Origin of the sequence: Amycolatopsis sp. lyj-109, assembly GCF_046548995.1 — a bacterium.
Classification (GTDB): domain Bacteria; phylum Actinomycetota; class Actinomycetes; order Mycobacteriales; family Pseudonocardiaceae; genus Amycolatopsis.
In genome coordinates, this window is record NZ_JAJPWR010000001.1 from 688,256 (window position 1) to 710,145 (window position 21,890).

23 protein-coding genes are annotated in these 21,890 nt (G+C 73.4%); 8 read left to right on the forward strand and 15 right to left on the reverse strand.

Annotation, left to right across the window (positions count from 1 at the left end; genetic code table 11):
- Positions 1 to 3: 3 nt before the first annotated feature.
- The 4 genes from ACLJQF_RS03140 to ACLJQF_RS03155 form a co-directional block, all read right to left on the reverse strand.
- On the reverse strand, positions 4 to 765 hold the full coding sequence (locus ACLJQF_RS03140; protein ID WP_285991033.1) for an ABC transporter permease: 762 nt from the start codon (positions 763 to 765) through the stop codon (positions 4 to 6).
- Entirely contained in the window at positions 749 to 1,588 is an 840-nt protein-coding gene (locus ACLJQF_RS03145) for an ABC transporter ATP-binding protein (RefSeq protein ID WP_410606667.1), read from the reverse strand. Before ACLJQF_RS03145 ends, ACLJQF_RS03140 begins: the two co-directional genes overlap by 17 nt.
- Before the next feature lie 86 nt (positions 1,589 to 1,674).
- Positions 1,675 to 3,207 carry an acyl-CoA ligase (AMP-forming), exosortase A system-associated gene (locus tag ACLJQF_RS03150; protein ID WP_410606668.1) on the reverse strand — a complete coding sequence of 511 codons (1,533 nt, stop codon included), beginning with the start codon at positions 3,205 to 3,207 and terminating at the stop codon, positions 1,675 to 1,677.
- Positions 3,200 to 3,469 (reverse strand): phosphopantetheine-binding protein, encoded by a 270-nt coding sequence (locus ACLJQF_RS03155; protein ID WP_410606669.1) that lies wholly within the window; start codon positions 3,467 to 3,469, stop codon positions 3,200 to 3,202. Before ACLJQF_RS03155 ends, ACLJQF_RS03150 begins: the two co-directional genes overlap by 8 nt.
- Before the next feature lie 180 nt (positions 3,470 to 3,649).
- Here ACLJQF_RS03155 and ACLJQF_RS03160 point away from each other — a divergent pair, with 180 nt between their 5' ends.
- A complete protein-coding gene (locus ACLJQF_RS03160; RefSeq protein ID WP_410606670.1) occupies positions 3,650 to 4,639 on the forward strand; it encodes a hypothetical protein in 990 nt (329 codons plus the stop codon).
- Between the two features lie 129 nt (positions 4,640 to 4,768).
- Here ACLJQF_RS03160 and acpS read toward each other — a convergent pair whose 3' ends face one another.
- The 11 genes from acpS to ACLJQF_RS03215 all read right to left on the reverse strand — a co-directional run bounded on the left by acpS (position 4,769) and on the right by ACLJQF_RS03215 (position 15,295).
- The gene (gene acpS, locus ACLJQF_RS03165; RefSeq protein ID WP_410606671.1) at positions 4,769 to 5,428 is read right to left on the reverse strand and encodes a holo-ACP synthase; all 660 of its coding nucleotides are present in this window, start codon (positions 5,426 to 5,428) and stop codon (positions 4,769 to 4,771) included.
- Positions 5,425 to 6,186, reverse strand: a complete 762-nt coding sequence (locus ACLJQF_RS03170) for a hypothetical protein (RefSeq protein WP_410606672.1) — start codon at positions 6,184 to 6,186, stop codon at positions 5,425 to 5,427. The genes acpS and ACLJQF_RS03170 overlap by 4 nt, the downstream gene beginning before the upstream one ends.
- A complete protein-coding gene (locus ACLJQF_RS03175; RefSeq protein WP_410606673.1) occupies positions 6,179 to 7,318 on the reverse strand; it encodes an acyl-CoA dehydrogenase family protein in 1,140 nt (379 codons plus the stop codon). Before ACLJQF_RS03175 ends, ACLJQF_RS03170 begins: the two co-directional genes overlap by 8 nt.
- Positions 7,315 to 7,923 carry an acyl-CoA dehydrogenase family protein gene (locus ACLJQF_RS03180; RefSeq protein WP_410606674.1) on the reverse strand — a complete coding sequence of 203 codons (609 nt, stop codon included), beginning with the start codon at positions 7,921 to 7,923 and terminating at the stop codon, positions 7,315 to 7,317. The genes ACLJQF_RS03175 and ACLJQF_RS03180 overlap by 4 nt, the downstream gene beginning before the upstream one ends.
- A complete protein-coding gene (locus tag ACLJQF_RS03185) occupies positions 7,920 to 8,867 on the reverse strand; it encodes a 3-oxoacyl-[acyl-carrier-protein] synthase III C-terminal domain-containing protein (RefSeq protein ID WP_410606675.1) in 948 nt (315 codons plus the stop codon). Before ACLJQF_RS03185 ends, ACLJQF_RS03180 begins: the two co-directional genes overlap by 4 nt.
- Before the next feature lie 106 nt (positions 8,868 to 8,973).
- Positions 8,974 to 9,837, reverse strand: a complete 864-nt coding sequence (locus ACLJQF_RS03190) for a hypothetical protein (protein WP_410606676.1) — start codon at positions 9,835 to 9,837, stop codon at positions 8,974 to 8,976.
- Positions 9,838 to 9,839: 2 nt separating this feature from the next.
- Complete coding sequence (locus tag ACLJQF_RS03195; protein ID WP_086848245.1) at positions 9,840 to 10,106, reverse strand: acyl carrier protein; 267 nt, start codon at positions 10,104 to 10,106, stop codon at positions 9,840 to 9,842.
- A complete protein-coding gene (locus ACLJQF_RS03200) occupies positions 10,103 to 11,401 on the reverse strand; it encodes a type III PLP-dependent enzyme (RefSeq protein WP_410606677.1) in 1,299 nt (432 codons plus the stop codon). Before ACLJQF_RS03200 ends, ACLJQF_RS03195 begins: the two co-directional genes overlap by 4 nt.
- Positions 11,398 to 12,741 carry an ATP-grasp domain-containing protein gene (locus ACLJQF_RS03205; protein WP_410606678.1) on the reverse strand — a complete coding sequence of 448 codons (1,344 nt, stop codon included), beginning with the start codon at positions 12,739 to 12,741 and terminating at the stop codon, positions 11,398 to 11,400. Before ACLJQF_RS03205 ends, ACLJQF_RS03200 begins: the two co-directional genes overlap by 4 nt.
- The gene (locus ACLJQF_RS03210; protein ID WP_410606679.1) at positions 12,738 to 13,697 is read right to left on the reverse strand and encodes a 3-oxoacyl-ACP synthase III family protein; all 960 of its coding nucleotides are present in this window, start codon (positions 13,695 to 13,697) and stop codon (positions 12,738 to 12,740) included. The genes ACLJQF_RS03205 and ACLJQF_RS03210 overlap by 4 nt, the downstream gene beginning before the upstream one ends.
- Before the next feature lie 23 nt (positions 13,698 to 13,720).
- Positions 13,721 to 15,295 carry a condensation domain-containing protein gene (locus tag ACLJQF_RS03215; protein ID WP_410606680.1) on the reverse strand — a complete coding sequence of 525 codons (1,575 nt, stop codon included), beginning with the start codon at positions 15,293 to 15,295 and terminating at the stop codon, positions 13,721 to 13,723.
- 226 nt (positions 15,296 to 15,521) lie between these two features.
- Between ACLJQF_RS03215 and ACLJQF_RS03220 the strand changes: the two genes are divergently transcribed.
- From ACLJQF_RS03220 to ACLJQF_RS03250, 7 genes are all read left to right on the forward strand, one after another.
- Positions 15,522 to 15,647, forward strand: a complete 126-nt coding sequence (locus ACLJQF_RS03220) for a hypothetical protein (protein WP_310969766.1) — start codon at positions 15,522 to 15,524, stop codon at positions 15,645 to 15,647.
- Positions 15,648 to 15,915: 268 nt separating this feature from the next.
- Positions 15,916 to 16,449, forward strand: a complete 534-nt coding sequence (locus ACLJQF_RS03225; protein ID WP_410606681.1) for a hypothetical protein — start codon at positions 15,916 to 15,918, stop codon at positions 16,447 to 16,449.
- Complete coding sequence (locus ACLJQF_RS03230; RefSeq protein WP_410606682.1) at positions 16,446 to 16,901, forward strand: GNAT family N-acetyltransferase; 456 nt, start codon at positions 16,446 to 16,448, stop codon at positions 16,899 to 16,901. The genes ACLJQF_RS03225 and ACLJQF_RS03230 overlap by 4 nt, the downstream gene beginning before the upstream one ends.
- Complete coding sequence (locus tag ACLJQF_RS03235; RefSeq protein WP_410606683.1) at positions 16,894 to 17,331, forward strand: hypothetical protein; 438 nt, start codon at positions 16,894 to 16,896, stop codon at positions 17,329 to 17,331. Before ACLJQF_RS03230 ends, ACLJQF_RS03235 begins: the two co-directional genes overlap by 8 nt.
- Positions 17,319 to 17,900: a GNAT family N-acetyltransferase gene (locus tag ACLJQF_RS03240; RefSeq protein ID WP_410606684.1), complete on the forward strand. Its 582-nt coding sequence runs from the start codon at positions 17,319 to 17,321 to the stop codon at positions 17,898 to 17,900. Before ACLJQF_RS03235 ends, ACLJQF_RS03240 begins: the two co-directional genes overlap by 13 nt.
- Positions 17,897 to 21,064 (forward strand): S41 family peptidase, encoded by a 3,168-nt coding sequence (locus ACLJQF_RS03245; RefSeq protein ID WP_410606685.1) that lies wholly within the window; start codon positions 17,897 to 17,899, stop codon positions 21,062 to 21,064. The genes ACLJQF_RS03240 and ACLJQF_RS03245 overlap by 4 nt, the downstream gene beginning before the upstream one ends.
- A complete protein-coding gene (locus ACLJQF_RS03250) occupies positions 21,061 to 21,816 on the forward strand; it encodes a 4'-phosphopantetheinyl transferase family protein (protein WP_410606686.1) in 756 nt (251 codons plus the stop codon). Before ACLJQF_RS03245 ends, ACLJQF_RS03250 begins: the two co-directional genes overlap by 4 nt.
- Positions 21,817 to 21,890: the final 74 nt, after the last annotated feature.

Below are 21,890 nucleotides of genomic sequence, written 5' to 3' on the forward strand. Positions count from 1 at the left end.
GGTTCAGAGCAGGTGGCTGCGGCCCCAGCCGTGGGCGAGCCGGTAGGTGGCGAACGCCCCGGTGGCGAGCCCGATGCCGAGCACGATCAACGCCGGGCGCAGCATGGCCTCGGCGTTGCCCGCCATGGCCGAGCGGATCAGCGACAATCCCCAGTACCCCGGGGAGAACGGCGCGATCGCCTGCGCCCACGACGGCATCAGCGACACCGGCAGCAGCGAGCCGCCGAGCGAGCTGATGGTGATCGCGCCGAGGTCGACGGCGACGATCAGGTCACCGCGGCTTCGGACCACAGTGGACAGTGCGGCACCCATGGCCAGCAGCATGAAACCCCACAAGCACATCGCCCCGAACACCAGGCCGGGCGACACCGGGAACGGCATCCCGACGACGAGCCAGCCGTAGATGATGAGCACGCCCTGCTGGATCAGCAGCACGACGAACACCGGGACCGCCTTGCCGATCAGCAGTTCCGCGCGGGCGGCCCGGCTGGCGCGCAGCCGGTCCCAGGTGCGCCATTCGCGTTCGACGAAGATCGCGTTGCCCACGATCGCCATGGCGAACACCGAGAACATCACCAGCTGCCCGGTCACGGCCTCGACCGCGCCGGTGCCCAGCGCCTTCACGTACAGCGGCTGGAACAGCACCATGAAGATCATCGGCGTGATCAGGTAGCTGATCAGCTGCGAGGGGTCGCGCAGGCGCAGGGTCGCGTTGTAGCGGACCAGGGCGCCGGCCCGGTAGAGGGAGTCAGTGCGCGTCGACATCGGTCACCGCCAGGGAGTGGTAGAGGTCGTCCAGGCTGGGGTTGCGCAGCTCGACGGACTCGACCGGCCGCGTCACCGTGGGCAGCAGCTCCAGCAGCGTGCCGGTCGGGTCGGTGGTCGAGACGGTCAGCTGCTCGTCGGCGGTGCGCACCCGGACCTCGCCGGGCAGGCCCGACAGCAGCTCGTCCGCGCCGCCGCGGGCGATCACCCGGCCGTCGGCGGCCACCGCGATCGTGGCCTGCAGGTCGGTCAGTTCGGTCAGGTAGTGCGTGGTGTAGACCACTGCGGCTCCCTCGCCTGCTCGTTGCTTGACCACGTCGAGCAGCGCCTGACGGGTCTCGGGGTCGGCACCGGCGGTCGGCTCGTCGAGCAGCAGCAGCGCCGGCCGGTGCACCAGCGCCGTCGCGGCCTGCGCCCGCCGCTGCTGGCCGCCCGAGAGCAGGCCGCAGGTGCGGTTCAGGAAGCTCTCCAGCCGCAGCGCGGCCGTGAGGTCGTCGATCGCCGAGCGCAGCGCGGCCCGGCGCAGGCCGGCGAGCCGGCCGTACAGCTCCAGGTGCTCGCGCACGGTCAGCGGGCGGTAGAGCGCGATGTGCTGCGGGGAGATGCCGATGCGGTCACGGGCGCGCGTCGGCGACTCGCCGTCGATGAGCACCGTGCCACTGTCCGGGCGCAGCAGCCCGGACACCATCTCGACGAAAGTCGTCTTGCCGGCGCCGTTGTGGCCGACCAGCCCGACGATCTCGCCGGCGGCGACCTCGAGGCTGAAGCCGTCGAGGGCCTGCACTTCGTCGTAGCGTTTCCGGAGGTCGATTGCTTGCAACATGGGTTGCTCCTTGCGGTTTACGGCTTCTGGACTGTCGCACGAGGACATCGGGAGCGGCGGGCTCCCGCGGTGGCAGGAAACTGCCGTCATTCGGTGCCGGCGGGCACCGCGGTCATCGACTCGCGCAGGGCAACGCGGTCGAACTTGCCGTTGACCGACCGCGGCAGCTTCGGCAGCACCTCGATCCGCCGCGGCAGCATGTACGCGGGCAGTTCCTTCGCCAGCGCCCGGGAAATCGCCTCCGCGTCACCCTCGGGCGCGACCGCCAGCACGATCCGGTGGCCGAGCACCGGGTCCGGCACGCCGAACGCGGCCGCCTCCCCCACCAGGCCGGTGGCGTAGGCGGCCTCTTCGACCTCGGCGGGGCTGACGCGGTACCCCGACGTCTTGATCATCTCGTCGGTCCGGCCGACGAAGTAGAGGAACCCGTCCTCGTCGCGGTACACCGTGTCGCCCGACCACACGGCGATCTCCGGCCGCACCAGGCCGTCCGGGCCCGGCACCGGGCGGAAGCGTTCCGCGGTGCGCGCGGGGTCGTTCCAGTAGCCGAGCGCCACGAGCGCGCCGCGGTGCACCAGCTCGCCGTGCTCGCCGGGCAGGCAGGGCGAGCCGTCGGGGCGCAGCACCAGGACTTCGGCGTTGGGGATCGCCTTCCCGATCGAGCCGGGACGGCGGTCCGCCTCCGCCGGGTCGAGGTAGGTGGAGCGGAACGCCTCGGTGAGGCCGTACATCAGGAACGGTTGCGCTGCCGGGAAGAGCTCGCGCAGGCTCGCCAGTGTCGCGCGCGGCATGCGGCCGCCGGTGTTGGCGAAGTAGCGCAGCCGTGCGGTCGCCTCGGCGGGCCAGTGCTGCGTCACCAGCTGCAGCCACAGCGGCGGCACGCAGGTGAGCGCGGTGACGCCGTGCCGGGCGCAGAGCCGGACGATCTCCTTGGGCAGCAGGTAGTTCACGAGCACGACGTGCGCGCCGGCGGCGAACGCGGTGGTGAGCTGGCTGAAACCGGCGTCGAAGCTCAGCGGCAGCGCGGCGAGCACGACGTCCTCGCGCGTGTGGCCGAGGTAGCCCGCGACGCTCTCGGCTCCGGCGAGCAGGTTGCGGTGGGACAGCACGACGCCCTTGGGGCCGCCGGTGCTGCCGGAGGTGTACATGATGGCGGCCGGGTCGTGGTCGATCACCGCGCAGGGCACCGCTTCCGGTTCGGACGCGGTCAGGGCGTCCCACTCGGGCGCGCCGAACACCACCACCGGGGTCGTCTCGGGCACCGCCTCGCGGACCGTGGCCACGCGCTCGGCGGTCGTGAGCACCACCTCCGGAGCGCAGTCGGCGGCGACGTGGGCGATGTGGCGGGCCTTGAACAGCGGGTTCAGCGGCACCAGGACCGCGCCGGCAGCCGCGGCGGCGAACAACGCGACGACGGTTTCCAAGCGCTTCTCGGCGTACACCGCCACCCGGTCGCCGCGGCGGACGCCGAGCCGGTGCAGGCCGTGGGCCACGCGCGTCACCTGGTCGGCGAGCTCGGCGTAGGTCAGGGTGCGGTCCTTGTAGGTCAGGGCCGGATCTCCGGGCGCGCCACGGGTGAGAAGCCGGTCGAGCCGCACCGGGGCGGCGGACTCAGACATCGGCGGGCTCCGGGGTGACGAACTCCGCGACGGCGGCCCACAGGCTGCCCGCGGTGGCGAAGGTGTCCTCGGTGAGCAGCTCGTCGGGCAGCTCGAAGCCGAAGGTCTCCTCCAGGTCGGTGACGAGCTGCACGACGCCCATCGAGTCGAGCCCGAGCGCGGCGAGGTCGTCGTCCTCGGCGATCCGGTCCCCGAGCGCGTAGGGCAGGTGCGCGATCAGGATCTCGAGGAACCCTGGCGGGATGGGGAGGTTGTCAGGCATTGCGTCACCCTGTTTCGCGTTCGGCGGTCAACCGTGTCCTCCCGAGCACACCACCGGCCGGAATCACCGGGCCATCACTGCGCTCTCATCCCGCCACTGCCGGGCGAGAGCGGCGTGAGAGCGCCCCGAGAAGACCGGCTGCGACGGTGGAAAAGCAGAAACCGAGTCCTTGGAGGCACGATGTCGACGGCCACACTCCCGCCGCTCGGGGCGTTCTCCGTGCCCGAGCCCGAGCCCGACCCGGAAGCCGAGCTGTACCGCTACGCGGCGCGCTGTGGCCGGATCTCGTCCGTGGCCACCGCCGCGGCGCACCTCGGCCTGCCCGCCGACACGGTGCAGACGGCCGCGGCCCGGCTCGTCGAGCTGCAGCTGCTGCGGGCGGTCGCGGACGGCTTCCTCCCGAGGGAGCCCTCGGCGGCCGCGGAGCTGGTCGTCACGCCGCTGGAGCGTGCCATGTACGAACGACGCGAGATGGCCGACCGCCTGCGCGAGCGCATCGACGGCATCACCCGCGCCCCGGCCGGCGCCGCGGGCACCCTCGACCGCCTGGAAGGCGTCGCCGAGATCCGCGGCCTGATCAAGCTGGCGGCCGAGGTCTGCCGCGACGAGCTGGTGGTCCTGCACCCGGGCGAGGCGGCCGACGACCTGGTCGACGAGCTGCTGGACGCGTGCTACTCGGTGCTGGGCGACGGCGTCGGCGTCCGGGTGGTGTGCCCGCACCGCAGCCGCGCGGGCTACGCGGACCGGGCCCGCCTGACGCAGCTCGCCGGCCGCGGGGCGCGGATCCGCACGCTCAGCCGGGTGCCGGAGGCGGCGGTGGTCTTCGACCGTTCGCTGGCGGTGACGCTGGACGTCGCCGACCTTTCGGCCCGCCGGGTGCGCGACCAGGGCATGGTGCGGTTCCTGCTGGGCCTGTTCGACCAGCTGTGGGACGGCGCGACGCCGTTCGCGGCCGAGGACCAGGGCTACAGCGGCGAAATCGCGCACGACATGCAGCAGACGATCGCCCAGCTGATGGCCCAGGGCTTCACCGACGAGGTGGTGGCGCGCCGCCTCGGCATGTCCGTACGCACGTGCCGCCGTCACATCGCCGCGATGCTGCAGAACCTCGACGCGGTCTCCCGCTTCCAGGCCGGCGTCCAAGCGGCCGCCCGCTTCACCCTCGCCTGACTTCGTGAAGGCCACCTTGAGGAACTTTAAGTTCCTCAAGGTGGCCTTCACGAAGTCCCGGCCATTGCCGATCGCAACCCGAGAAGGGGCCTTCCGCACCTCGCGGAAGGCCCCTTCTCTCTGCCCGCCTCACCAGCCGGCGGCCTCGGCGACGACGCCGTAGGTGCGCGGCAGGTCGGTCATCCGGTAGATGCCGGCCTCCGGGATGCGGATGCCGTACCGGTGCTCGATCCGGGCGAGCAGCTCGATCACCACCACCGACGTGACCCCCAGATCGCCCGCGAACGACGCCGCGGTGGCCACCTCGGTGGTGGGAACCGAGAACAGGTCGGCGGCCAACGCCGCCAGTTCGTCGAAGCGCGCCGGAACAACGGACGCAGCAGGCGTGGCCGCGCGGCGGAACGGGCGCGGCGGGCGGGCACACGCCGCCGCCGCGACCGCGACCACCAGATCGGCCTGGTGGCTCAACGTCACCACGATCTCCTCCAGGCCCGCTTCCTCCGCGATCTCCGCCGCGCCGCCGCCGAGGGTCACCAACGGCGCTCCCCAGTCGTCGTTGGTGACCTCGATGTCACGCCAGCGGAGGCCCTGGCCGAAGCCACGGCCCAGCATCTTGCACGTGGCCTCCTTGACGGAAAACCGCCCGGCCAGCCGTTCCAGGGACCGTTCGGCACCCATCCGGGCGGCCTGCTCGAGCTCCACCGGGGTGAAGACCAGCGTCCGGTACCGGGGGTGCGCCGCGACCTCCGCGAACCGCGGGATCGACATCAGGTCCACGCCGATTCTCATCCACTCCGCCCCCCGAGCAAACTCGCCGTCACGGGTGCCGCCGAAGCGGGGACCAGCCGCAGCGCGGCGACGTCCACCGCGAGCAGCGAAAGCCAGCCCTCGCGCAGCGGCCCGCGCGTGTGCAGCAGGACGCGCTCGCCGTCGGCGACCACGCCTTCGGCCAGCGCCGCGCAGAAGGCCAGCCACGCGTCGCACGGGCCGCGGCCGGTGAACCGGTGGGCGCCCGTCAGCGCGGGTTTTCCCTCCCCGCAGCCGGAAACCGTGAGCGCAGCAGCACCACGCCGCAGCCGGACGCCGACCGCGGCGAACCGCGGGTGGCCGCCCGCCGCGTCGGCGAACAGCGGCTCGTCGCAGATGACCGCCGTCGCTTCGGTCTCGACCGCCCACTCCAGCAGCCCGAAGACGGCCGTGCCGCCGAGCTCGTCGAGGTGCGTGAGGCCGACGTCTTCGCCCGCCCAGCCGCTGCGGTGCACCAGCCCGGCCAGCGCGGCCACGTTCGGGTCGCGCAACGGGCCCGACCGGACGAAGAACAGCGGCTGCGGCAGCGCGGGTGGCCCCAGTGCGGCGAGCACCTGCGCCGTGACGTCGACGTCGTCGTCCTCCGGGATCCGGACCATCAGACGGGACAACGGAATCCCAGCGGCGGCCAGCCGCTCCGGCGGGACCAGGTCGGCGGCGCCGGGCAACGCCGACAGCGGCACGTACTCCTCGCGCCGGGCGGCGGCGAACGCGATCGTGTCGATCCCGAGGTCAGGCATCGGCGTCTCCCGCCTGGTACCCGCGCGCCACGTGGAGGCGGTGGATGTTGCTCGTGCCCTCCATGAACTCGAACGCGTGCACGTCCCGCGTCCACTTCTCCAGCAGCGGGTGCTCGATGAGGCCGGCCGGGCCGAGCGCGGCCGACGCCCAGTGCGCCGTGCCCACCGCCAGGCCGATCGCGCCGAGCTTCGCGGCGCTGGAGAGGTAGCCGCGCTCGGGGTCGCGATCGATCCGCGCCGCCGCCTCGTACACCAGCTCACGGCCCGCTTCGGCGCGGGCGAGGGCGAGCTGACCGCCGGGGGCGTTCTTGCGGTGCTCCAGCACGTACTCGACCATCGCCAGCGCGGTGCCCACGGCGGACGCGGCGATCCGGACCCGCATGTGGTTGAACGTCGTGATGGCGGCGAAGATCCCCCGCCGCGTCACCGGCAGGTGGTCACCCAGCATCCGCCCGGCCGGGATGGCGACGTCCGAAAAGGACAGCCGGCTGATGTAGGCGCCGCGGAGGCCGATCATGTCGAGCTTCTCGCCGTGCCAGCCCGGCGCCGGGACCTCGACCAGCGCCGCGCGGATCGACAGCGCGCCGCGGCCGGTGCGGCCGAACACCACGCCGACGCTGCCGCGGGCGGCGTTGCCGACGTAGCACTTGCCGCCGTCGAGCCGCCAGCCCTCGCCGTCGCGCTCGAAGCGGGTCTCCATCGCCGTCGCGTCGTTGCCTCGGCCCTCTTCGGTCATCGCGAAGAACGACCAGCGGCGGCCGCCGTGCATCCCGGTGAAGAACCACTCCTGCTGCTCAGGGGTGCCGAGCAGCTCCACGAACACCCCGGCCAGGCCGGGTGACGGGCAGGCCAGGATCGCGCCGACGTCGCCGCGCGCCAGCTCGATCAGCCCGGCCACGTTCTCCAGGCACGAGCCGCGCTCCATCGCGCGCAGCAACGGCGTCGACGGCAGCGACTCGCGGTACTGCGGCGGCGTGTCGGCCTGCCGGACCATCTCGAACACCGGCGAGTTGTAGTGCTCGTCCATCGCGTCCGGGTCGAGGTCGATGGCCAGGGCCCGCGACCGCAGGTCGGCGGCCGCCTCCCGGCTCAGGTCGCGGACCGCGCGGACGCGTTCGCTCAGCTCGATCATGCCGGTTCTCCTTCCGGTTCCCGGTCCACCCAGGTGCCGGCCACCAGTGCCGAGACGTAGAGCGACCGCGCGGGTGAGGTGGCCAGGAAGCCGGCGGCGCCGAGGTGCTGGGCCACCCGCCAGCCCAGCTCGTCCAGTTCGCGGTGGACGTCGGCCACCGCGACCGGGTGCCGCTGCGAGCGCACCTGGGCGCGCAGCCGTTCCACCGCGGCCATCACGTCGCCGATCGCGCCGGCGATCAGCTGCTTGCGGATCAGCGGTTCGTCGCCGGAGGTGCGGTTCGACAGGTGCTCGACGACGTGGTCGAGCACCGAGCGCAGCACCCCGAGGCGCACGGCCGCCAGGTGCCGGCCGAAGTCCGCGAGCTCGTAGGCGTCACGCTCTTCGCGCGGCCGGCCCGGGCAGGCGAGGAAGACGATGTCCTCGCGGTCGGCCAGGCTGTGCGTGCGCACTTCGGCGCCTTCGGGCACGGCGGCGGCGGGCACGGCCGCGTACCGGCCGGGCGCCAGCCGGTCGGCCGGGATGGCGGGCAGGGCCCGCGCGAGACCGGCGGCGAGGCCGGCACTCCGTGCGGTCCGCTCGCATTCGAGCAGGCTGGTACTCACTTCTCCTCCACGACCTCGACGATCACCGACTGGAAGTAGGCGCCCTGGCCCACCGAGACCAGGGCGCAGCGCTCGCCGGGGCGCAGCCGTCCGGCCGCGTCGGCGTGCTGCAGGGCGAGCAGGGAGTCGACCCCGAAGTTGTGCCCGCGCTCGGCGACCAGGTCCAGGGGGATCCGGTCGAACGGGAAGCCGGAGAGCCCGCTGAAGGTGCGCCAGAACATGCGGTTGGACAGGTCCGGCAGCACCCAGTCCACATCGGACAGGGTGAGGCCGGCGTCCCGCGCCGCGGCGCCGACGACCGACACCGCCTGCTCGCAGCAGACCTTGCCGAAGAGCGTGAACTCCTCCTTGGTCATGCGCAGGCTGCGGTGGAACCGGGTGTCGCGGGCGCTCGCGCCGCCGAGGTAGCGGTAGCGCGCCGGGCCGCGGGACACCACGAGCGCCGCCGCGGTGTCGCCCGCGATGGTCGTGCCCGGGATGTAGCGGCCGCGGTCGCTGGCGCTGCCCTGGTCGCCGCCGAGCACGAGCACGCGGTCGTCCGGCGCCGCGCCGGGCCGGGCGAGGTAGCGCCGGGCCAGTTCGACCGAGCGCAGCACCGACGTGCAGTTCACGTGCGACACCCCGAAGAACGGGACGCCGGGCAGGCCGAGCGCGTCGCGCAGCCGGTCCGGGAACTCCCCGCACAGGTCGAGCTCGGCGATGAGCAGCGTGTGGCCGTAGAGCACCAGGCTCGCCGGCGCGCCGCCGAGCGCGGTCCGCCCGGCCTCGGCCAGGTGGTCCGCCATCCGCTCGCCCGGCGCGAGCACCGGGCTGTCGCGCAGGCCGTAGATGCGGCCGAACATGCGCCGCTCCAAGGGTTTGGCGCCCGACCGCACGAGCACGTCGTCGACGGCCTCGACGCGGCCGGGCAGCCGCACGGCGACCCGGGACAGCCCCGTGTCCATCAGCACTCCCTCCCCAGCCCACGCGTGTCGACCTCCTGATCACGCGTGTCGGCTGCCTGATCACGCGTGTCGACCCTTCGCTCACGGGCGGAAGCCGGCGCGCCCATCAGTGCTCCCTCCCCGGCACCAGCAGGCAGCTGCAGAACGTGCCGCCCACTGGCTCGAAATCGGCCAGCAGCACCGGCTCCTCCAGCGGCCAGAGGCGAGCGAGCCCCGCCCACACGCCCGTGCACCACAGGTCCGGCACCGCCTCGACACGCCCGGCGTACGGCGTGCCCGCAAGCCGCTTGGCGAGGCCCGCGCCCGCCAGGACCCGAACTCCCGGATGCCGGTACAGCACGTCCGCGAAGGCGAGGGTGGCGCTGCGCGGCCCGGTCCCGCCGAGCCGCACCTCCTCCAGCTCCGTCACCGCGACGTCGCCGGTCGCGCCGGCCTGCAGCAGCACCGCCGCGTCGGGCCGGTGGGTGGCCGGGTGGCCGCTGTCCCACAGCACGGCGTTCTGGTCGTACACCAGCAGCGCCGCCGAGGTCGCTTCGCCGAGCCGGCACATGCCGTCCAGCAGGCGCAGCGCGGTGAACGCCGCACCCGGTCCCGGTCCCGCGACCGAGCACGGTTCCGGGTTGCCGGGCAGGCGTCCGGCGAGGTAGCAGCCGGCGACTTCGGAGTGGTACAGGTCGGGCGAGTGGTAGGCGAGCACCACCGCGTCCAGGGGCGGCAGGGGGGTGCCCACGTCGGCCAGCAGTGCCTCGGTCATCTCGATGAAGCCGTTGCCGGTGCGGGCCAGGAAGTCCTCCTGGTCGGCGGCGGCGCCGAAGGTCTCGACCATGAGCCGGGCCAGTTCCGGGCGCATCCCGAACACCGGCTTGGCGCGGTCGGTGAACACCCGGTGCGTCACGCCGCTCAGGTGCACCCCGGCCGGGCGCGGGGGTGTCGCGGCCCGCCCCGGGGGCGCGAGCGTCTGCAGGGACATGATCAGACCGCCGCGGCGGACCGAGCGAAGGCCGACTCGATGTAGTCGGTCAGGCTGCCGACCGTGCGGAAGACCTCCGGGCCCAGCTCGTCCGGGTCGATCTCGAGGCCGATCGTGTCCTCGAGGCTCATCAGCAGCTCGATGACGCTGGTGGAGTCGAGCGCCAGGTCCTCGAACAGGCGCAGCTCCGGGGTGACGCCGCCGATCTCCTTGTTGAGCACGGCGGACAGGGCGATCTCCAGGTGGGCGACGATCTCGGTGCGGTTCATCTCGGCTCACTTCCCGTGCTGGTGGTGGGGGGCTGGTGCAGGTGCTGCTTGCGCAGCAGGTCCGCGGGCTCGTCGCGGTCGCGGACCAGGAAGGCCGCTCCCCCGCGCACGAGCACCTCGGCGGGGAACCCGTGGCTGAGGAACAGCCCGGGCGAGGCCGACGGCCCGTAGGCGCCGGAGTTCAGGACGCCGACCAGGTCGCCGGCGCGCAGGTCGGGCAGTTTCACCTGCTTGAGCAGGGTGTCGTTGGGCGTGCACAGCGGGCCGGTGACGGTCCACGGGCCGGGCTCGACGGTGTCGTCGGTGTCCTCGCCGGCGGCGCGCGGGGTGAGCAGCACGGCCGGGAAGTTGCGCTTGACGAACGACCCGATGCCGACGGCGGCCATGTGGTGGTGGGTGCCGCCGTCCGCGATCGCGAACCGCTCCCCCATGGACTCCTTGACGTACCGGATGCCGAGCACGTAGACCCCGGCGCGCCCGGCCAGGAACCGGCCGGACTCCATGATCAGCCGGGTGCCCGGGTGCGCCCGGTGGAACTCCTCGAGCATCGGGTTGATCACGGCGGCCACGTCGGCCGCTTCGAGGTCGTCCTCGCCCTCGAAGTAGGCCACGCCGAGGCCGCCGCCGATGTCGACGGCTTCCAGCCGGATCCCGGTCTCCGCGACCACCCGCTCGGCCAGGTCGAGGGCGTAGCGCGTGTTCTTGCCGATCACCTCGGCGTCGAGGATGCGCGTGCCCATGTAGACCTGGATGCCGGCGACGTCGGCGTGGCGGTACTCCGCCAGCCGCGGCCCGGCGGCGAGGACCTGGGCCTCGTCGATGCCGAACTGGCGGGGCTTGCCGCCCATGGTCAGCCGGGACCCGCTGATCGCGCAGGTCGGGTTGATCCGCAGCAGCACCCGCTGCTGCTTGCCGAGCTCGGCGCCGAGCCGCTCGATGTCGTCCAGTTCGGCGAATGACTCGCAAACGATGGCGTAGACGCCGGTGCCCAGGCACGCCCGCAGTTCCTGCTCGCTCTTGCCGGGGCCGAGGAAGATGATGTCGTCCGGCCGCGCCCCGGCCTTCAGAACGGTCTGCAGCTCCACAATGGACGAAACCTCGGCCCGCGCCCCGCCGCCGTGCAGGGCGGCGAAGACACTGATGTTCGGGTTCGCCTTGAGGGAGTAGAAGACCTCGATCGCCGGGTGCAGCACCGCGCGCAGGCCGGTGATGGTGGCGTGCAGGACGTCGCCGTCGTAGACGTAGAGCGGCGTGCCGAAGCGCGCGGCCAGGTCCTGGTAGTCGATGTCGGTCATGCTTCGGTTCCTGCCATTTCCGCGAGGCGGCGCTCGGCCTCGGTCCGGACGGCGAGGGCCTCCTCGGGCGAGTCCCCGACGCAGATCGCGTAGAGACGGCCGTGGAAGGAGCCCTCGCCGGTGGCCGCGGCGTTGAGCGTCGCGAAGTTGTTGACCAGGACGCCGGTGTCGCCGGCGCCGGTGAAGAACAGGTCGCCGAGTGCGCTCTCGACCTCGGCGAAGGTGTGTTCGCGCTGCAGCTTCAGCGAGAAGGTCGCCGCGATGGCGTGCCGGCCCTCGGGGATGAACTTCTCGGCGATCCGGCTCTGGTAGGTCGACATGTTGAACCGGGCGTTGATCTCCAGGCACGGGTAGAGCGTGCCGTCGGCGGCGAGCATCGCGTCGACGCCGACCATCCCGAAGAACCCCTCGTCGTGCAGCGCCCGCCCGATCTTCTCCACGGCCTCGGCCAGCTCGCGCGCCGCCACGGGCGGCAGCTCCACCGGGAACCGGTGGCCCTGGTGCACGCCGTTCTTGAGCACGGCGGCCTTGACCGTCTCGAACCGGACACCGCCGGTGCGGGAGACGACGAACTGGTAGTTGAGGTCCTGGGCGTGCTCGATCCAGGACTCGACGACGAGGTTCGCGGGCGCGTCGGCACCGCGGCGCTCGATCAGGCGCAGGAGGCGGTTCGCGCCGCGCTCGTCCTCGACGACGACCATGCCGCGCCCGGAGACGCCGAGCGACTCCTTCACCACGACCCGGCCGCCCAGGGCCAGCTGCGCGGTGAGCGCCTCGCGCAGCTCGCCGACCGTGTGCACCACCCGGCCGGGCACCTGGCGCAGGCCGAGCGCGTCGACCAGGCCGCGGCTGAACACCTTGCCGTTGACCGCTTTGCAGATCTGCGCGGTCGAACCGGCCAGCGGCAAGCCACTTTCCTTGGCCAGGGCCTCTTCCGAGGCCGAAATACCCAGGGGCATCAGGTAGGTGTTGCCGTCGGCCAGCTCCCGCAGCCTGCCCAGCAGCTCCGGCGAGCCGAGCGCATCCTCGGTCACCATCGCGTCCGGGTCGTTGTGCTCGGCGATCAGCGTCGAGCCGTCGGCCGCGCCGATCCGGGCGAGGTAGGCGGCGAACGCGGGGTCCATGGGTGCCTTCAGCACCACCAGGTCGCCCTCGCCGGCGAGCAGCGCGCCCATCTCCTCCATGCGGTTGACGGTGGCCCCCGCGAACGAGATGCCGGCGCCGGGCAGTTTCGGCTCACCGACCGCCCAGCTGCGTTCCACCTCGAAGTTGTTGACGAAGACGAACCTTGCCCCGGCGTCGCCGGTGAGGTCCTTCTTCAGCCGTGCCACGAAATTCATCCCTGGTTCCCTTCTCCGATCTCGACGACGGCCGCCGCGAAGGTCGCCCCGAGGCCGGCCGAAGCCAGCAGCACGAGGTCCCCCGGATCGACCCGCCCGTCCGCGCGCGCCGCCGCCAGGTTGATGAACGGGTCGGAGCTGTAGCAGTGGGCGTACTTCCCGACGTTGTCGAGGAACACGCGGTCCCGCGGCACGCCGAGCGTGCCGGTGATGCGTTTCCACGACAGTTTGTTGACGTTGTGCGGCAGGATGGCGGCGATGTCCGCGGGGGCGACCCGGGCGTCGTCGAGGGCGTCCTGCATGACCTGCGCGAGCGCGTCCGGGTAGACGTGCTTGTACTGCAGCTGCAGGGCCTCGTCGCAGTCGATGCCCCGGTAGAACTCGCCCAGCACGGTCAGCGCGCGTCCGAGGACGCGGTCGCCGCGCGGGTCCGGGCCGAGCAGCACCGCGGCGGCGCCGTCACCCTGGATCGTGGTGTCGCGGATCAGCCGGGCCTCGTGCATCAGCACCTTGTCGCCGGTCAGCACGAGCACGCGGTCGCCCGGCGCCGCGGTGGCCAGCAGGGACCGCGCCACGTGCAGGGCGTGGATGCCGACGACGCAGTTGAGGTGCGACAGGCTGAACGCGGTCGCGCGGTGCAGCCGCAGCCGCGTCCGCACGTCCTCGAGGAGACCGGGCGTGGCGACGGCGACGTGCTGCATGGTGTGCGCGTGGACCAGGAACCGGACCGAGTCGCGGTCGACCCCGGCCAGTACGCGCTCCCCCGCGCCCGCCAGCAGGTCGGCCAGGTCGAGGCCGTCGGCGACGGCGACGCGGTCGAGGCCGAGGAAGCGGGTGAAGAAGCGCAGCTGCGTCGCGTCGAGGCCGAGCGGGCCGGCCAGCTCGGCGACCGGCAGGCTCGTCTCCGGCACGAACGACGCCACCCGTTCCAGGCGGGGTGCTTCGAGCAGAGTCATGGTTTTCCTCCTCTTCTTCCGGCTCAGCCGCGGGCCGGCACGAGGTCGTGCGCGAGCGCGGACAGGGGGCGGGCGGTGGTGAACGGGACGAGCCCGGCGCGCCAGCCGCGCTCGTGCAGGGCTTCGACCACGCGGGGCAGGCGCAGCACGCGCCCGCCCGCGCCGGTGTAGCTGCGCGCCGGGTCGACGTCGCCGAGGCCGTTGACCTCGGCCACGACCTCGGTGAGGACGCGTTCGGCGGGCGCGGCTCCGGTCCGCTCTTCGGTGGGTGCGGCGGTGGTTCGCGGCGTCGGCGGGGTGAAGCCGATGAGCGCGGCGGCCTCGCTGACGCGCAGGTCGGTGCCGGGTTCGCGGTGGGCCTCGACGAGCCGGGCGTAGCCGCGCAGGAACTCCTCGACGGCGTCGGCGTCCATCACCGCGTCGAGGGCCTGCAGGGCGAGGGTGATGCCGTCGGCCCATTCGTAGACGCGCAGGTAGCTGTCCGAACCGGCGTGCGCCCAGTCGGCGGGGGCCGCGTTGACCGCGTACCGGTCCCGCTTGGCCCGGCACGAGCGCGGCGCGTTGTCGAGGAAGTTCAGCTCCGCGACCACCCGCACGTTCTCCTCGGCGACCAGCTCGTACACGCGGTCGTAGGGCACGTGCGCGTTCGCCATCGCCTGGCTCACGCGGGTCGCGGACGCCTTGACCACCGCCGAGAAGCGCGGATCGCCGCCGAGGTCGGCGAGCACCGGCGTCGGGTAGGACAGGCAGGTGACGGCGCCGCCGAAGCCGCTGGCGTCGCGCTGGCTGGTGTACATCCGGTGCGCGACCAGCGTTTCCCCGGTGTAGGCGGCGAGCGTGACGGCATAGGCGGCCAGGTGCACGGCCGAGGGCCACACGTGCTCGCGCGCCGCGATCGCCCGGGCGGCGGACAGCAGCCCCGGGACGGTGAGGGAGGCGCTGTGCGCGGCCTCCGATGCCTTGCGACGCTTTGAGAAGACGTCTGCGGGGAGCTTCTTGACGATGTCACGCCAGTGGCTCAGCGCGGGTTCGATGTCGGCGTCGGTGCGGCTCTCCTCGAAGCGCGCGAGGTCGACGGGCTGGTGTTCGACCGGATCCAGCACGGCGGGGCGGCCCTCGGTGCGCGCGGCGAGGAGTTCGTCGAGCTCGGCGGCCAGCCGGTCGAGGGCGACGTCGTCGAAGGCCAGGTGGTTGAAGACCAGGTGCAGCCGGACCAGGCGGCCGCCGGTGGTGACCACGCAGGCCCGCAGGGGCCACTCGCGGGCCAGGTCGAACGGGGTGCGGGTGAGGCGCGCAATGACGTCCACGGCGTCCTCGGTGGTCGCCTCGACCACCGGCTGCGGCGCCGGTGGCTGCACGACCTGGCGCGGCCAAGCGCGCCCGTCGGCCGCGGTGCCGGTCAGGTCGTAGACGGTGCGCAGGACTTCGTGCCGGCGGACCAGGTGGGTCAGCGCGGTGCGGACGGCCGCGACCGTGCAGCCCGCGGGCAGCGGGTAGCTGGTGCCGATGTGCGCCTCGTGCCGGGACGGCGCCGGCACCCGCAGGTACCGCAGCAGGTGGTGGTGCTGTCCCCAGCAGAGGTTCGCGCTTTTCACCACGGGGGCCTCCAACCGAATCGTCGTACGCCGATGGTGGGCGGTTCCGGTGGAAATGGTTAGCCCCTGGCGGTGGCACCTTCTCCGTGGCACGAAGATGACACCGGCCGGGTCGGAGTTTTCCTTGACCGGCAACGGTTCGTCGGTGAATCTGGGTTGGCCCCACCGGACCGCAGGAATTGCGGACCGGATCTGCGGGGAAATCCCAACAACGGAATGAGGAGCACCCATGTCGAAGGAAGCCTCGAAGGTCGCCAGCAAGGTCGCGTCGAAGGTCGCGTCGAAGGTCGCCAGCAAGGAGGCCTCCAAGGAGGCGTCCAAGGAGGCCTCGAAGGTCGCTTCCAAGGAGGCCTGACCTCCCGGCGGGACGGCGGCGCACCCGCGCCGCCGTCCCGCCGAACCCGGCACTTTCACGTGAAAGTGCCGGTCTTGTGGCCACCGCGGGAGCGGCACTTTCACGTGAAAGTGCCCCTCCCGCGGCTCCCTCCGCCCACCCCGGACGTCTTGAATGACTCATTCAGGACCTCCCACGTCCTGAATGAGTCATTCAGGACGCCGCGGCGCGGCCTCGCGAGCCCGGCCGCACCGAACCCCGCCAGCCAGCCACCAGCCCGGGAGGGGCCATGACCTCGATCGCGCCCGCCGCGCCGCCCGCCGCAGCACCGGCGGACCGGGTGCTGCCGCGCTGGTCGGCCCGCGCTTGTGCGGACGCCGACCGGGCGGAAGTGCTCGCCCTGTTCACCGACCCCGGTTTCTTCTTCCGCACCGATCGGCCCGACACGCGGCCGGAGTGGGACATCGACCGGCTCCTCGGCGACGACACGCGCGTGCTCCACGCCGACGGCGAGCCCATCGGCCTCTACGCGCTGGAGAACGAAGGCAGCGAACACGGCTGCCACTACGTCCTGCACCTGCGCCTGCGCTCCGGCACCCCGGCCCACTGGTGGTGCGACGCGTACCGCGAGATCGTGCGGGCGCTGCGATGGCGCCACGAGCTGGTGCGGCTGTCGGTCCGGTTCCCCGAGTTCGACCCCACCGGCCTCGCCTTCGCCCGCGAAGCCGGGCTCACCGAAGAGGGCACGCTCGCCGGCGTGACCACCCACGAAGGCCGTCGCCGCGGCACGGTCTTCTTCTCCCAGGTCTGGGCGGAGTCATGAAACTGCGCGGATACCGCGGCACCGACCGCGAGCTGCTGAGCGGGCCGTGGCTCGCCGGCGAACTGCTCGGGCTGCCCCTCGACGACTGGCCCGCGCTCGCCGGCCCGACCGAGGTGCCCCCGCCCACCGGGGACGACGAGGAGCTGTGCGTCACCGACGGCGCCTTCGTCCGCTACACGGCCATCGACTGGGTGCACCGGCGGGCCCGCGTCGAGCTCGGCGTCCACACCGGACAGTCTAATGTGGACGAATTGCTGACCGCCGCCGTCGAGCACGGGTTCACCGGCCTGAACCTGCGGCGCCTGCACGGCTGGGTCACCCCGGCCGCCCGGCCCGGCTCGGCGGCGCTGGCCGCGGCCGGGTTCCGGCGCGAGGCGGTCGTCCCGGCCGCCACCTGGTTCGACGGCGCACCCGCCGCACGGGAGATCTGGGGGACGATCCGCCATGACTGACCTGAGGCCGCTTTCACCCGCCGAGGCCGTGCGGGGGCTGCGCCGCGCAGGTGACGCCGCGCGCGGGTTCCTCGGCACCGACCCGGTGACCCAGAACGACGCCCTGCTCGTGCGTGAGCTCACCCGCCGCGAAGCCCAGGTGTACGCCGCGGGCGGCGCGCTGGTCGGCTGCGTGCCGAACCGGGCGCAGCCGCGCCAGGCCTACGTCTCGAGCACGTCCGCCGGCCCGGAGCCGGTGCGCGCGCTGCTCGGCCACCTCACCACCTACCAGCGGCGGACGTCGTTCGTCGCGCTGGTCCCCGAGAACGGGGCCGCCGCGTTCCTCGGGGCCGGGTTCGCCCACAGCGGCGTGCTGCCCGGCCACCACTACGCCGGCCACGCGTTCCACGACGTGCTGGTCCTGGTGAAGGAGGAGCCATGCCGATCGTGACCGTCCGGCACTTCACCGAAGAGGACGTCCCGCTGCGCACGGAACTGCTGCGCGAGGCGCATTTCACCGCCAACCTCACCGACTTCGCCGTCGGCGCGGGAGACGACGGCCTGACGGCCCGCCAGCACCGCACCATCACCGAAGAGCAGCGCACCAAGCGGATCTTCACCGTGTGCGGCCCGAACGACCGCGTGCTCGGGTTCGCGTGGATCACCTCGATCGACTGGCGCGCACAGCGCTGCGAGCTGTCCTTCGGCGTGCTGCCGCGCGACCGCGGACTCGGCGCGTTCGCCGTCTACGCGGTGCACAAGCACCTGCGCGACGAGCTCAACATGCGCGTGATCGTCAACCAGGTCCTCACGCACAACACCATGTTCCTCTCCGCCGAAGCCCTCGAAGCCCAGCACCAGGTCCGCTGCGAGCGCGATTCCTACACCGTCGGGCAGTGGCGGACGGCGTGCTACTGGACCCTGTCCGACGAGGACATCCGGAAGCACCAGGAGTCCGCCGGCGAACGCCGCCGGGAGCTGGCCGAGCGGATCCGCGAGCGCATCGAGGCCCGGTCGTGACCGGGCGGGCCGGGTACCTGCGCACCCCCGCGGTCTCCGGCGGCACCCTCTACTTCGCGTGCGAGGACGACCTGTGGTCCGTCCCCGCCGAGGGCGGCCGGGCACACCGCCTGACCGCGGGCCCCGGCGAGGCCCGGCGGCCGCGGATCTCCCCGGACGGCACGGAAATCGCGTTCGTCGGCACCTACGACGGCCCGGCCGAGGTGTACGTCATGCCGGCCGAAGGCGGCCGGCCCCGGCGGCTGACCCACCAGGCCGGCCGCTGCCTCACCGTCGGCTGGCACCCGCACACCGGCGAAGTGCTCTACGCGACCGATGCCGAGCAGCCGTCCGGCTTCGGGGCCCGGCTGTTCTCGGTGGCCTCGTCCGGTGGTCCGGCGCGGCCGCTGCGGCTCGGCCCGGCCGACACGATCGCCTTCGGCGACGGTGGGGTCGTGGTCGGCCGCAACACCGCGGATCCCGCGCGGTGGAAGCGTTACCGCGGCGGCGGCACCGGTGAGCTGTGGTACGCCGAGGACGAGGCCGGGCCGTTCACGCGGCTCGTCGCGCTGCCCGGGAACGTCGCCGACCCCTGCTGGGCCGGCGGCCGCGTGCACTTCATCAGCGACCACGAGGGCATCGGCAACGTCTACTCGTGCCGGCCCGACGGCACCGACCTGCGCTGCCACACCGACCACCACGACCACTACGCGCGCGGGCTCACCACCGACGGCACCCGCCTGGTCTACACCGCGGGCGCCCGGCTGTACCTGCTCGACGTCCAGGGCACCCGGCCGGTGGAGGTGGACCTGGGCGGCGCGGCACCGCAGCGCGGCCGCCGGTTCGCCCCCGCCGGCGAGTACCTCGACGGCGCGCGCCTGTCCCCCGACGGCACCCGGCTCGCGGTGACCGCCCGCGGCAAGGCGTTCACCTTCGAGCACTGGTCGGGGCCGGTCCGCGGCCACGGCAGCGCCGACGGCGTGCGCTACCGGCTGCTGCGCTGGCTGGCCGGCGGACGGCAGCTGGTCGCCGTGGCCGCCGACGAGAGCCCGGACGAGCGGATCGTGCTGATGGACGCCGAGGGCGGCGAGGACGCCCCGGTGCTCGTCGCCGGCGGCGTCGGGCACATCACCGAGCTGACCGCCTCCCCCGCGTCCGGGCTCGTCGCCTTCGCGACCAGCCGCCAGCGCGTGTGGATCGTGGACACCGCCGACGTGCTGCCCCGCCCCCGGCTGCTCGACGCGAGCCGGCACGAGCGCATCGAGGACCTCGCGTGGTCACCGGACGGCCGGTGGCTGGCCTACACGTTCCCGGAGTCGCCGCGCACGTCGTCGATCAAGCTCGCCGACACCGCGTCCGGGCGCACCCACCGGGTCACCGAGCCGGTGGTGCGGGACGCGCGCCCGGCGTTCGACCCGTCCGGGCGGTACCTGTACTTCCTCGGCCAGCGCGACCTCACCCCCGAGCTGGACCAGGTGCAGTTCGAAGTCGGGTTCCCGTTCGGCTCGCGGCCGTACCTGATCACGCTGCGGGCGGGCGACCCCTCGCCGTTCGAGACCCGGGCCGCGGTGCCCGGGCAGGCGCGGCCCACCCCGCGCGGCGACGGCCGGGTGACGGTCGACCTCGACGGGATTTCCCGGCGGGTGGCGGCGTTCCCGGTGCCCGAAGGCCGCTACAGCGACATCGCGGCGCTGCCCGGCCGGGTGCTGCTGCTGTCGGTGCCGCTCGCCGCACCCGACCCGGCGCACCCGGACTCCGGCGGCGACGGCACGGTCTCGCTGGTGGAGCTCGGCACCGGCCGCGTCACCGCCGGCTGCCTCGGCGCGGTCGACGAGCTGGACGTCCGGGGTGACGTGGTGCTGCACCGCACCGACAGCCGGTTGCGGGTGCTGCGCGCCGACGCCGCCGGCGACCCGCCCGACGGCGAGGAGCCGGGCCCGGCCACCGGCTGGGTCGACCTCGGGCGCGTCAAGGTCCCGTTCGACCCGTCGGCGGAGTGGCGGCAGATGTTCCGCGAGGCGTGGCGGCTGCAGCGCGAAGGTTATTGGGACGCGCGGATGTCCGGCCTCGACTGGGACGCGGTGTACGACCGGTACGCGCCGCTCGCGGAGCTGGTGTCGTGCCGCGCGGAGCTGTCGGACCTGATCTGGGAGCTGCACGGCGAGCTCGGCACGTCGCACGCCTTCGAGCGCGGCGGCGAGTACCGCGCCGGACCGGACGAAGCGCAGGGCTTCCTCGGCGTCGACTGGGACACCACACCCGACGGCTCGCAGTGGCGGATCGCGCGCATCCTGCGCGGCGACGCGTGGAACCCGAAGGCCGGTTCGCCGTGCGCCCGGCTCGGCGCGGACATCCGCGCCGGCGACGCCGTGGTCGCGGTCAACGGCCGCCGGGTCGGCCCGCCGGGTCCCGGCGAGCTCCTGGTCGGGCAAGCCGACCGCGAGGTCGAGCTGACCGTGCGCCGGGGCGGCGCCGAGCACCGCGTGGTCGTCCGGGCGTGCGCCGGCGAAGCGCGGGCGCGGTACCTGGACTGGACCGAGGGCAACCGCGCGTACGTGCGGACGGTGTCGGGCGAGCGGCTGGGGTACCTGCACGTGCCCGACATGACGCGCGCCGGGTACGCCGACTTCGTCCGCGGGTTCCTGACCGAGCTCGACCGCGACGGCCTGATCGTGGACGTCCGGTTCAACACGGGCGGCCACGTGTCGCCGCTGCTGCTCGACCGGCTCGCCCGCCGCCGCACCGGCACCGAGCACGGGCGGTGGAGCGGCATGGCGCCGTACCCGACGGAGTCGCCGCGCGGCCCGATGGCGACGCTGCTCAACGAGCACACCGGGTCCGACGGCGAGATCTTCGCCCACGTCTTCCGCGCGCTCGGGCTGGGCCCGCTGATCGGCAGGCGCAGCTGGGGCGGGGTGATCGCGACCTGGCCGCGGCACCGGCTGGTGGACGGCACCGTCACCACGCAGCCGGAGTTCCGCTACCGGTTCGGCGACGCGGGCGGTTCGCTGGAGAACCACGGCGTGGAGCCCGACCTGGCGGTGGTCCCGGCCCCCGACCGGCTGCTGCCGGGCGAGGACGACCAGCTCGCCGCGGCGGTCGCGCACCTGCTGACGGAGCTGGGCTCACCATCGGACGAGCTGCCCGCACCGCGGGCGGCCCTGCTGCTGCCGCAAGCGCCATGACCGGCGCGCGCGGCCCGGCGGCCGGGCTCGCCTGGGACGTGCCCTCCGGTCCGGGGCACGTCGACGTCTGGCTGGTGCCGGTCCGTCCCCGGCCGGAGTGGCTGCCCCTGCTCGACGACGCCGAGCGCGCTCGGTGGGCCCGGCTGGCCGCGACCCCGGCGGGGGACGTGTTCGTGACTTCCCGTGCGCTGCAACGCCTTTGGGGCGCTTCCGCGGTCGGTGTCCCGCCTGCGGACGTGGTGATCGATCGGTCGTGCACGCATTGCGGCGATGCCGGCCACGGCCGTCCCCGGCTGGCCGGGGCACCCGAGTTTTCGGTGTCCCACACTTCGCGCCGGCTGCTGCTGGCGGTCGCGGAGGCGGGCCTGATCGGGGCGGACATCGAGGACCTGGCCTCGGCGGCCGACCCCGCCGGGTTGGCCGGCGTGGTCTTGTCGGCCGCGGAGCATCGGGAGTTTTCGGCGGCGGACCCGGCGGAGCGGGCCGGCCGGCTGTTGACGGCGTGGACGCGCAAGGAGGCGGCGATGAAGCTGACGGGGCTGGGGCTGGCCGCGGCCCCGGCCCGGGTGGACGTGCGGGGGCGGTTGGCGTGTTCGGAGGTAGCGGGCTGGCCGCGGGAGCCGGTGCATTTGCGATCGCTGCCGGTGCTGGGCGGCCACGTGGCGGCGCTGGCGACGACGGTGCCGGTGAGGACGGTGCGCCGGCGTGCGCTGTCCGAGCTCGACACGCCGGTGACGGCGGGGCCGCCGTGACCACGAGCGGCGGGCCGGGAACTTCGCACCTCAGCCCCCGGCCGGCCGGCAAACGTCTTGAATGACTCATTCAG

Excerpts from the sequence above, each read along its gene's own strand:
- ACLJQF_RS03155 (WP_410606669.1), bottom strand. The coding sequence starts at position 3,469 with ATGCCTGACAACCTCCCCATCCCGCCAGGGTTCCTCGAGATCCTGATC.
- ACLJQF_RS03205 (WP_410606678.1), bottom strand. The coding sequence starts at position 12,741 with ATGAATTTCGTGGCACGGCTGAAGAAGGACCTCACCGGCGACGCCGGG.
- ACLJQF_RS03190 (WP_410606676.1), bottom strand. The coding sequence starts at position 9,837 with ATGTCCCTGCAGACGCTCGCGCCCCCGGGGCGGGCCGCGACACCCCCG.
- ACLJQF_RS03220 (WP_310969766.1), top strand. The coding sequence starts at position 15,522 with ATGTCGAAGGAAGCCTCGAAGGTCGCCAGCAAGGTCGCGTCGAAGGTC.
- ACLJQF_RS03140 (WP_285991033.1), bottom strand. The coding sequence starts at position 765 with ATGTCGACGCGCACTGACTCCCTCTACCGGGCCGGCGCCCTGGTCCGC.
- ACLJQF_RS03240 (WP_410606684.1), top strand. The coding sequence starts at position 17,319 with ATGCCGATCGTGACCGTCCGGCACTTCACCGAAGAGGACGTCCCGCTG.
- ACLJQF_RS03145 (WP_410606667.1), bottom strand. The coding sequence starts at position 1,588 with ATGTTGCAAGCAATCGACCTCCGGAAACGCTACGACGAAGTGCAGGCC.
- ACLJQF_RS03200 (WP_410606677.1), bottom strand. The coding sequence starts at position 11,401 with ATGACCGACATCGACTACCAGGACCTGGCCGCGCGCTTCGGCACGCCG.
- ACLJQF_RS03150 (WP_410606668.1), bottom strand. The coding sequence starts at position 3,207 with ATGTCTGAGTCCGCCGCCCCGGTGCGGCTCGACCGGCTTCTCACCCGT.
- ACLJQF_RS03250 (WP_410606686.1), top strand. The coding sequence starts at position 21,061 with ATGACCGGCGCGCGCGGCCCGGCGGCCGGGCTCGCCTGGGACGTGCCC.
- ACLJQF_RS03210 (WP_410606679.1), bottom strand. The coding sequence starts at position 13,697 with ATGACTCTGCTCGAAGCACCCCGCCTGGAACGGGTGGCGTCGTTCGTG.
- ACLJQF_RS03235 (WP_410606683.1), top strand. The coding sequence starts at position 16,894 with ATGACTGACCTGAGGCCGCTTTCACCCGCCGAGGCCGTGCGGGGGCTG.
- ACLJQF_RS03160 (WP_410606670.1), top strand. The coding sequence starts at position 3,650 with ATGTCGACGGCCACACTCCCGCCGCTCGGGGCGTTCTCCGTGCCCGAG.
- ACLJQF_RS03185 (WP_410606675.1), bottom strand. The coding sequence starts at position 8,867 with ATGGACACGGGGCTGTCCCGGGTCGCCGTGCGGCTGCCCGGCCGCGTC.
- ACLJQF_RS03230 (WP_410606682.1), top strand. The coding sequence starts at position 16,446 with ATGAAACTGCGCGGATACCGCGGCACCGACCGCGAGCTGCTGAGCGGG.
- ACLJQF_RS03195 (WP_086848245.1), bottom strand. The coding sequence starts at position 10,106 with ATGAACCGCACCGAGATCGTCGCCCACCTGGAGATCGCCCTGTCCGCC.
- ACLJQF_RS03170 (WP_410606672.1), bottom strand. The coding sequence starts at position 6,186 with ATGCCTGACCTCGGGATCGACACGATCGCGTTCGCCGCCGCCCGGCGC.
- ACLJQF_RS03225 (WP_410606681.1), top strand. The coding sequence starts at position 15,916 with ATGACCTCGATCGCGCCCGCCGCGCCGCCCGCCGCAGCACCGGCGGAC.
- acpS (WP_410606671.1), bottom strand. The coding sequence starts at position 5,428 with ATGAGAATCGGCGTGGACCTGATGTCGATCCCGCGGTTCGCGGAGGTC.
- ACLJQF_RS03175 (WP_410606673.1), bottom strand. The coding sequence starts at position 7,318 with ATGATCGAGCTGAGCGAACGCGTCCGCGCGGTCCGCGACCTGAGCCGG.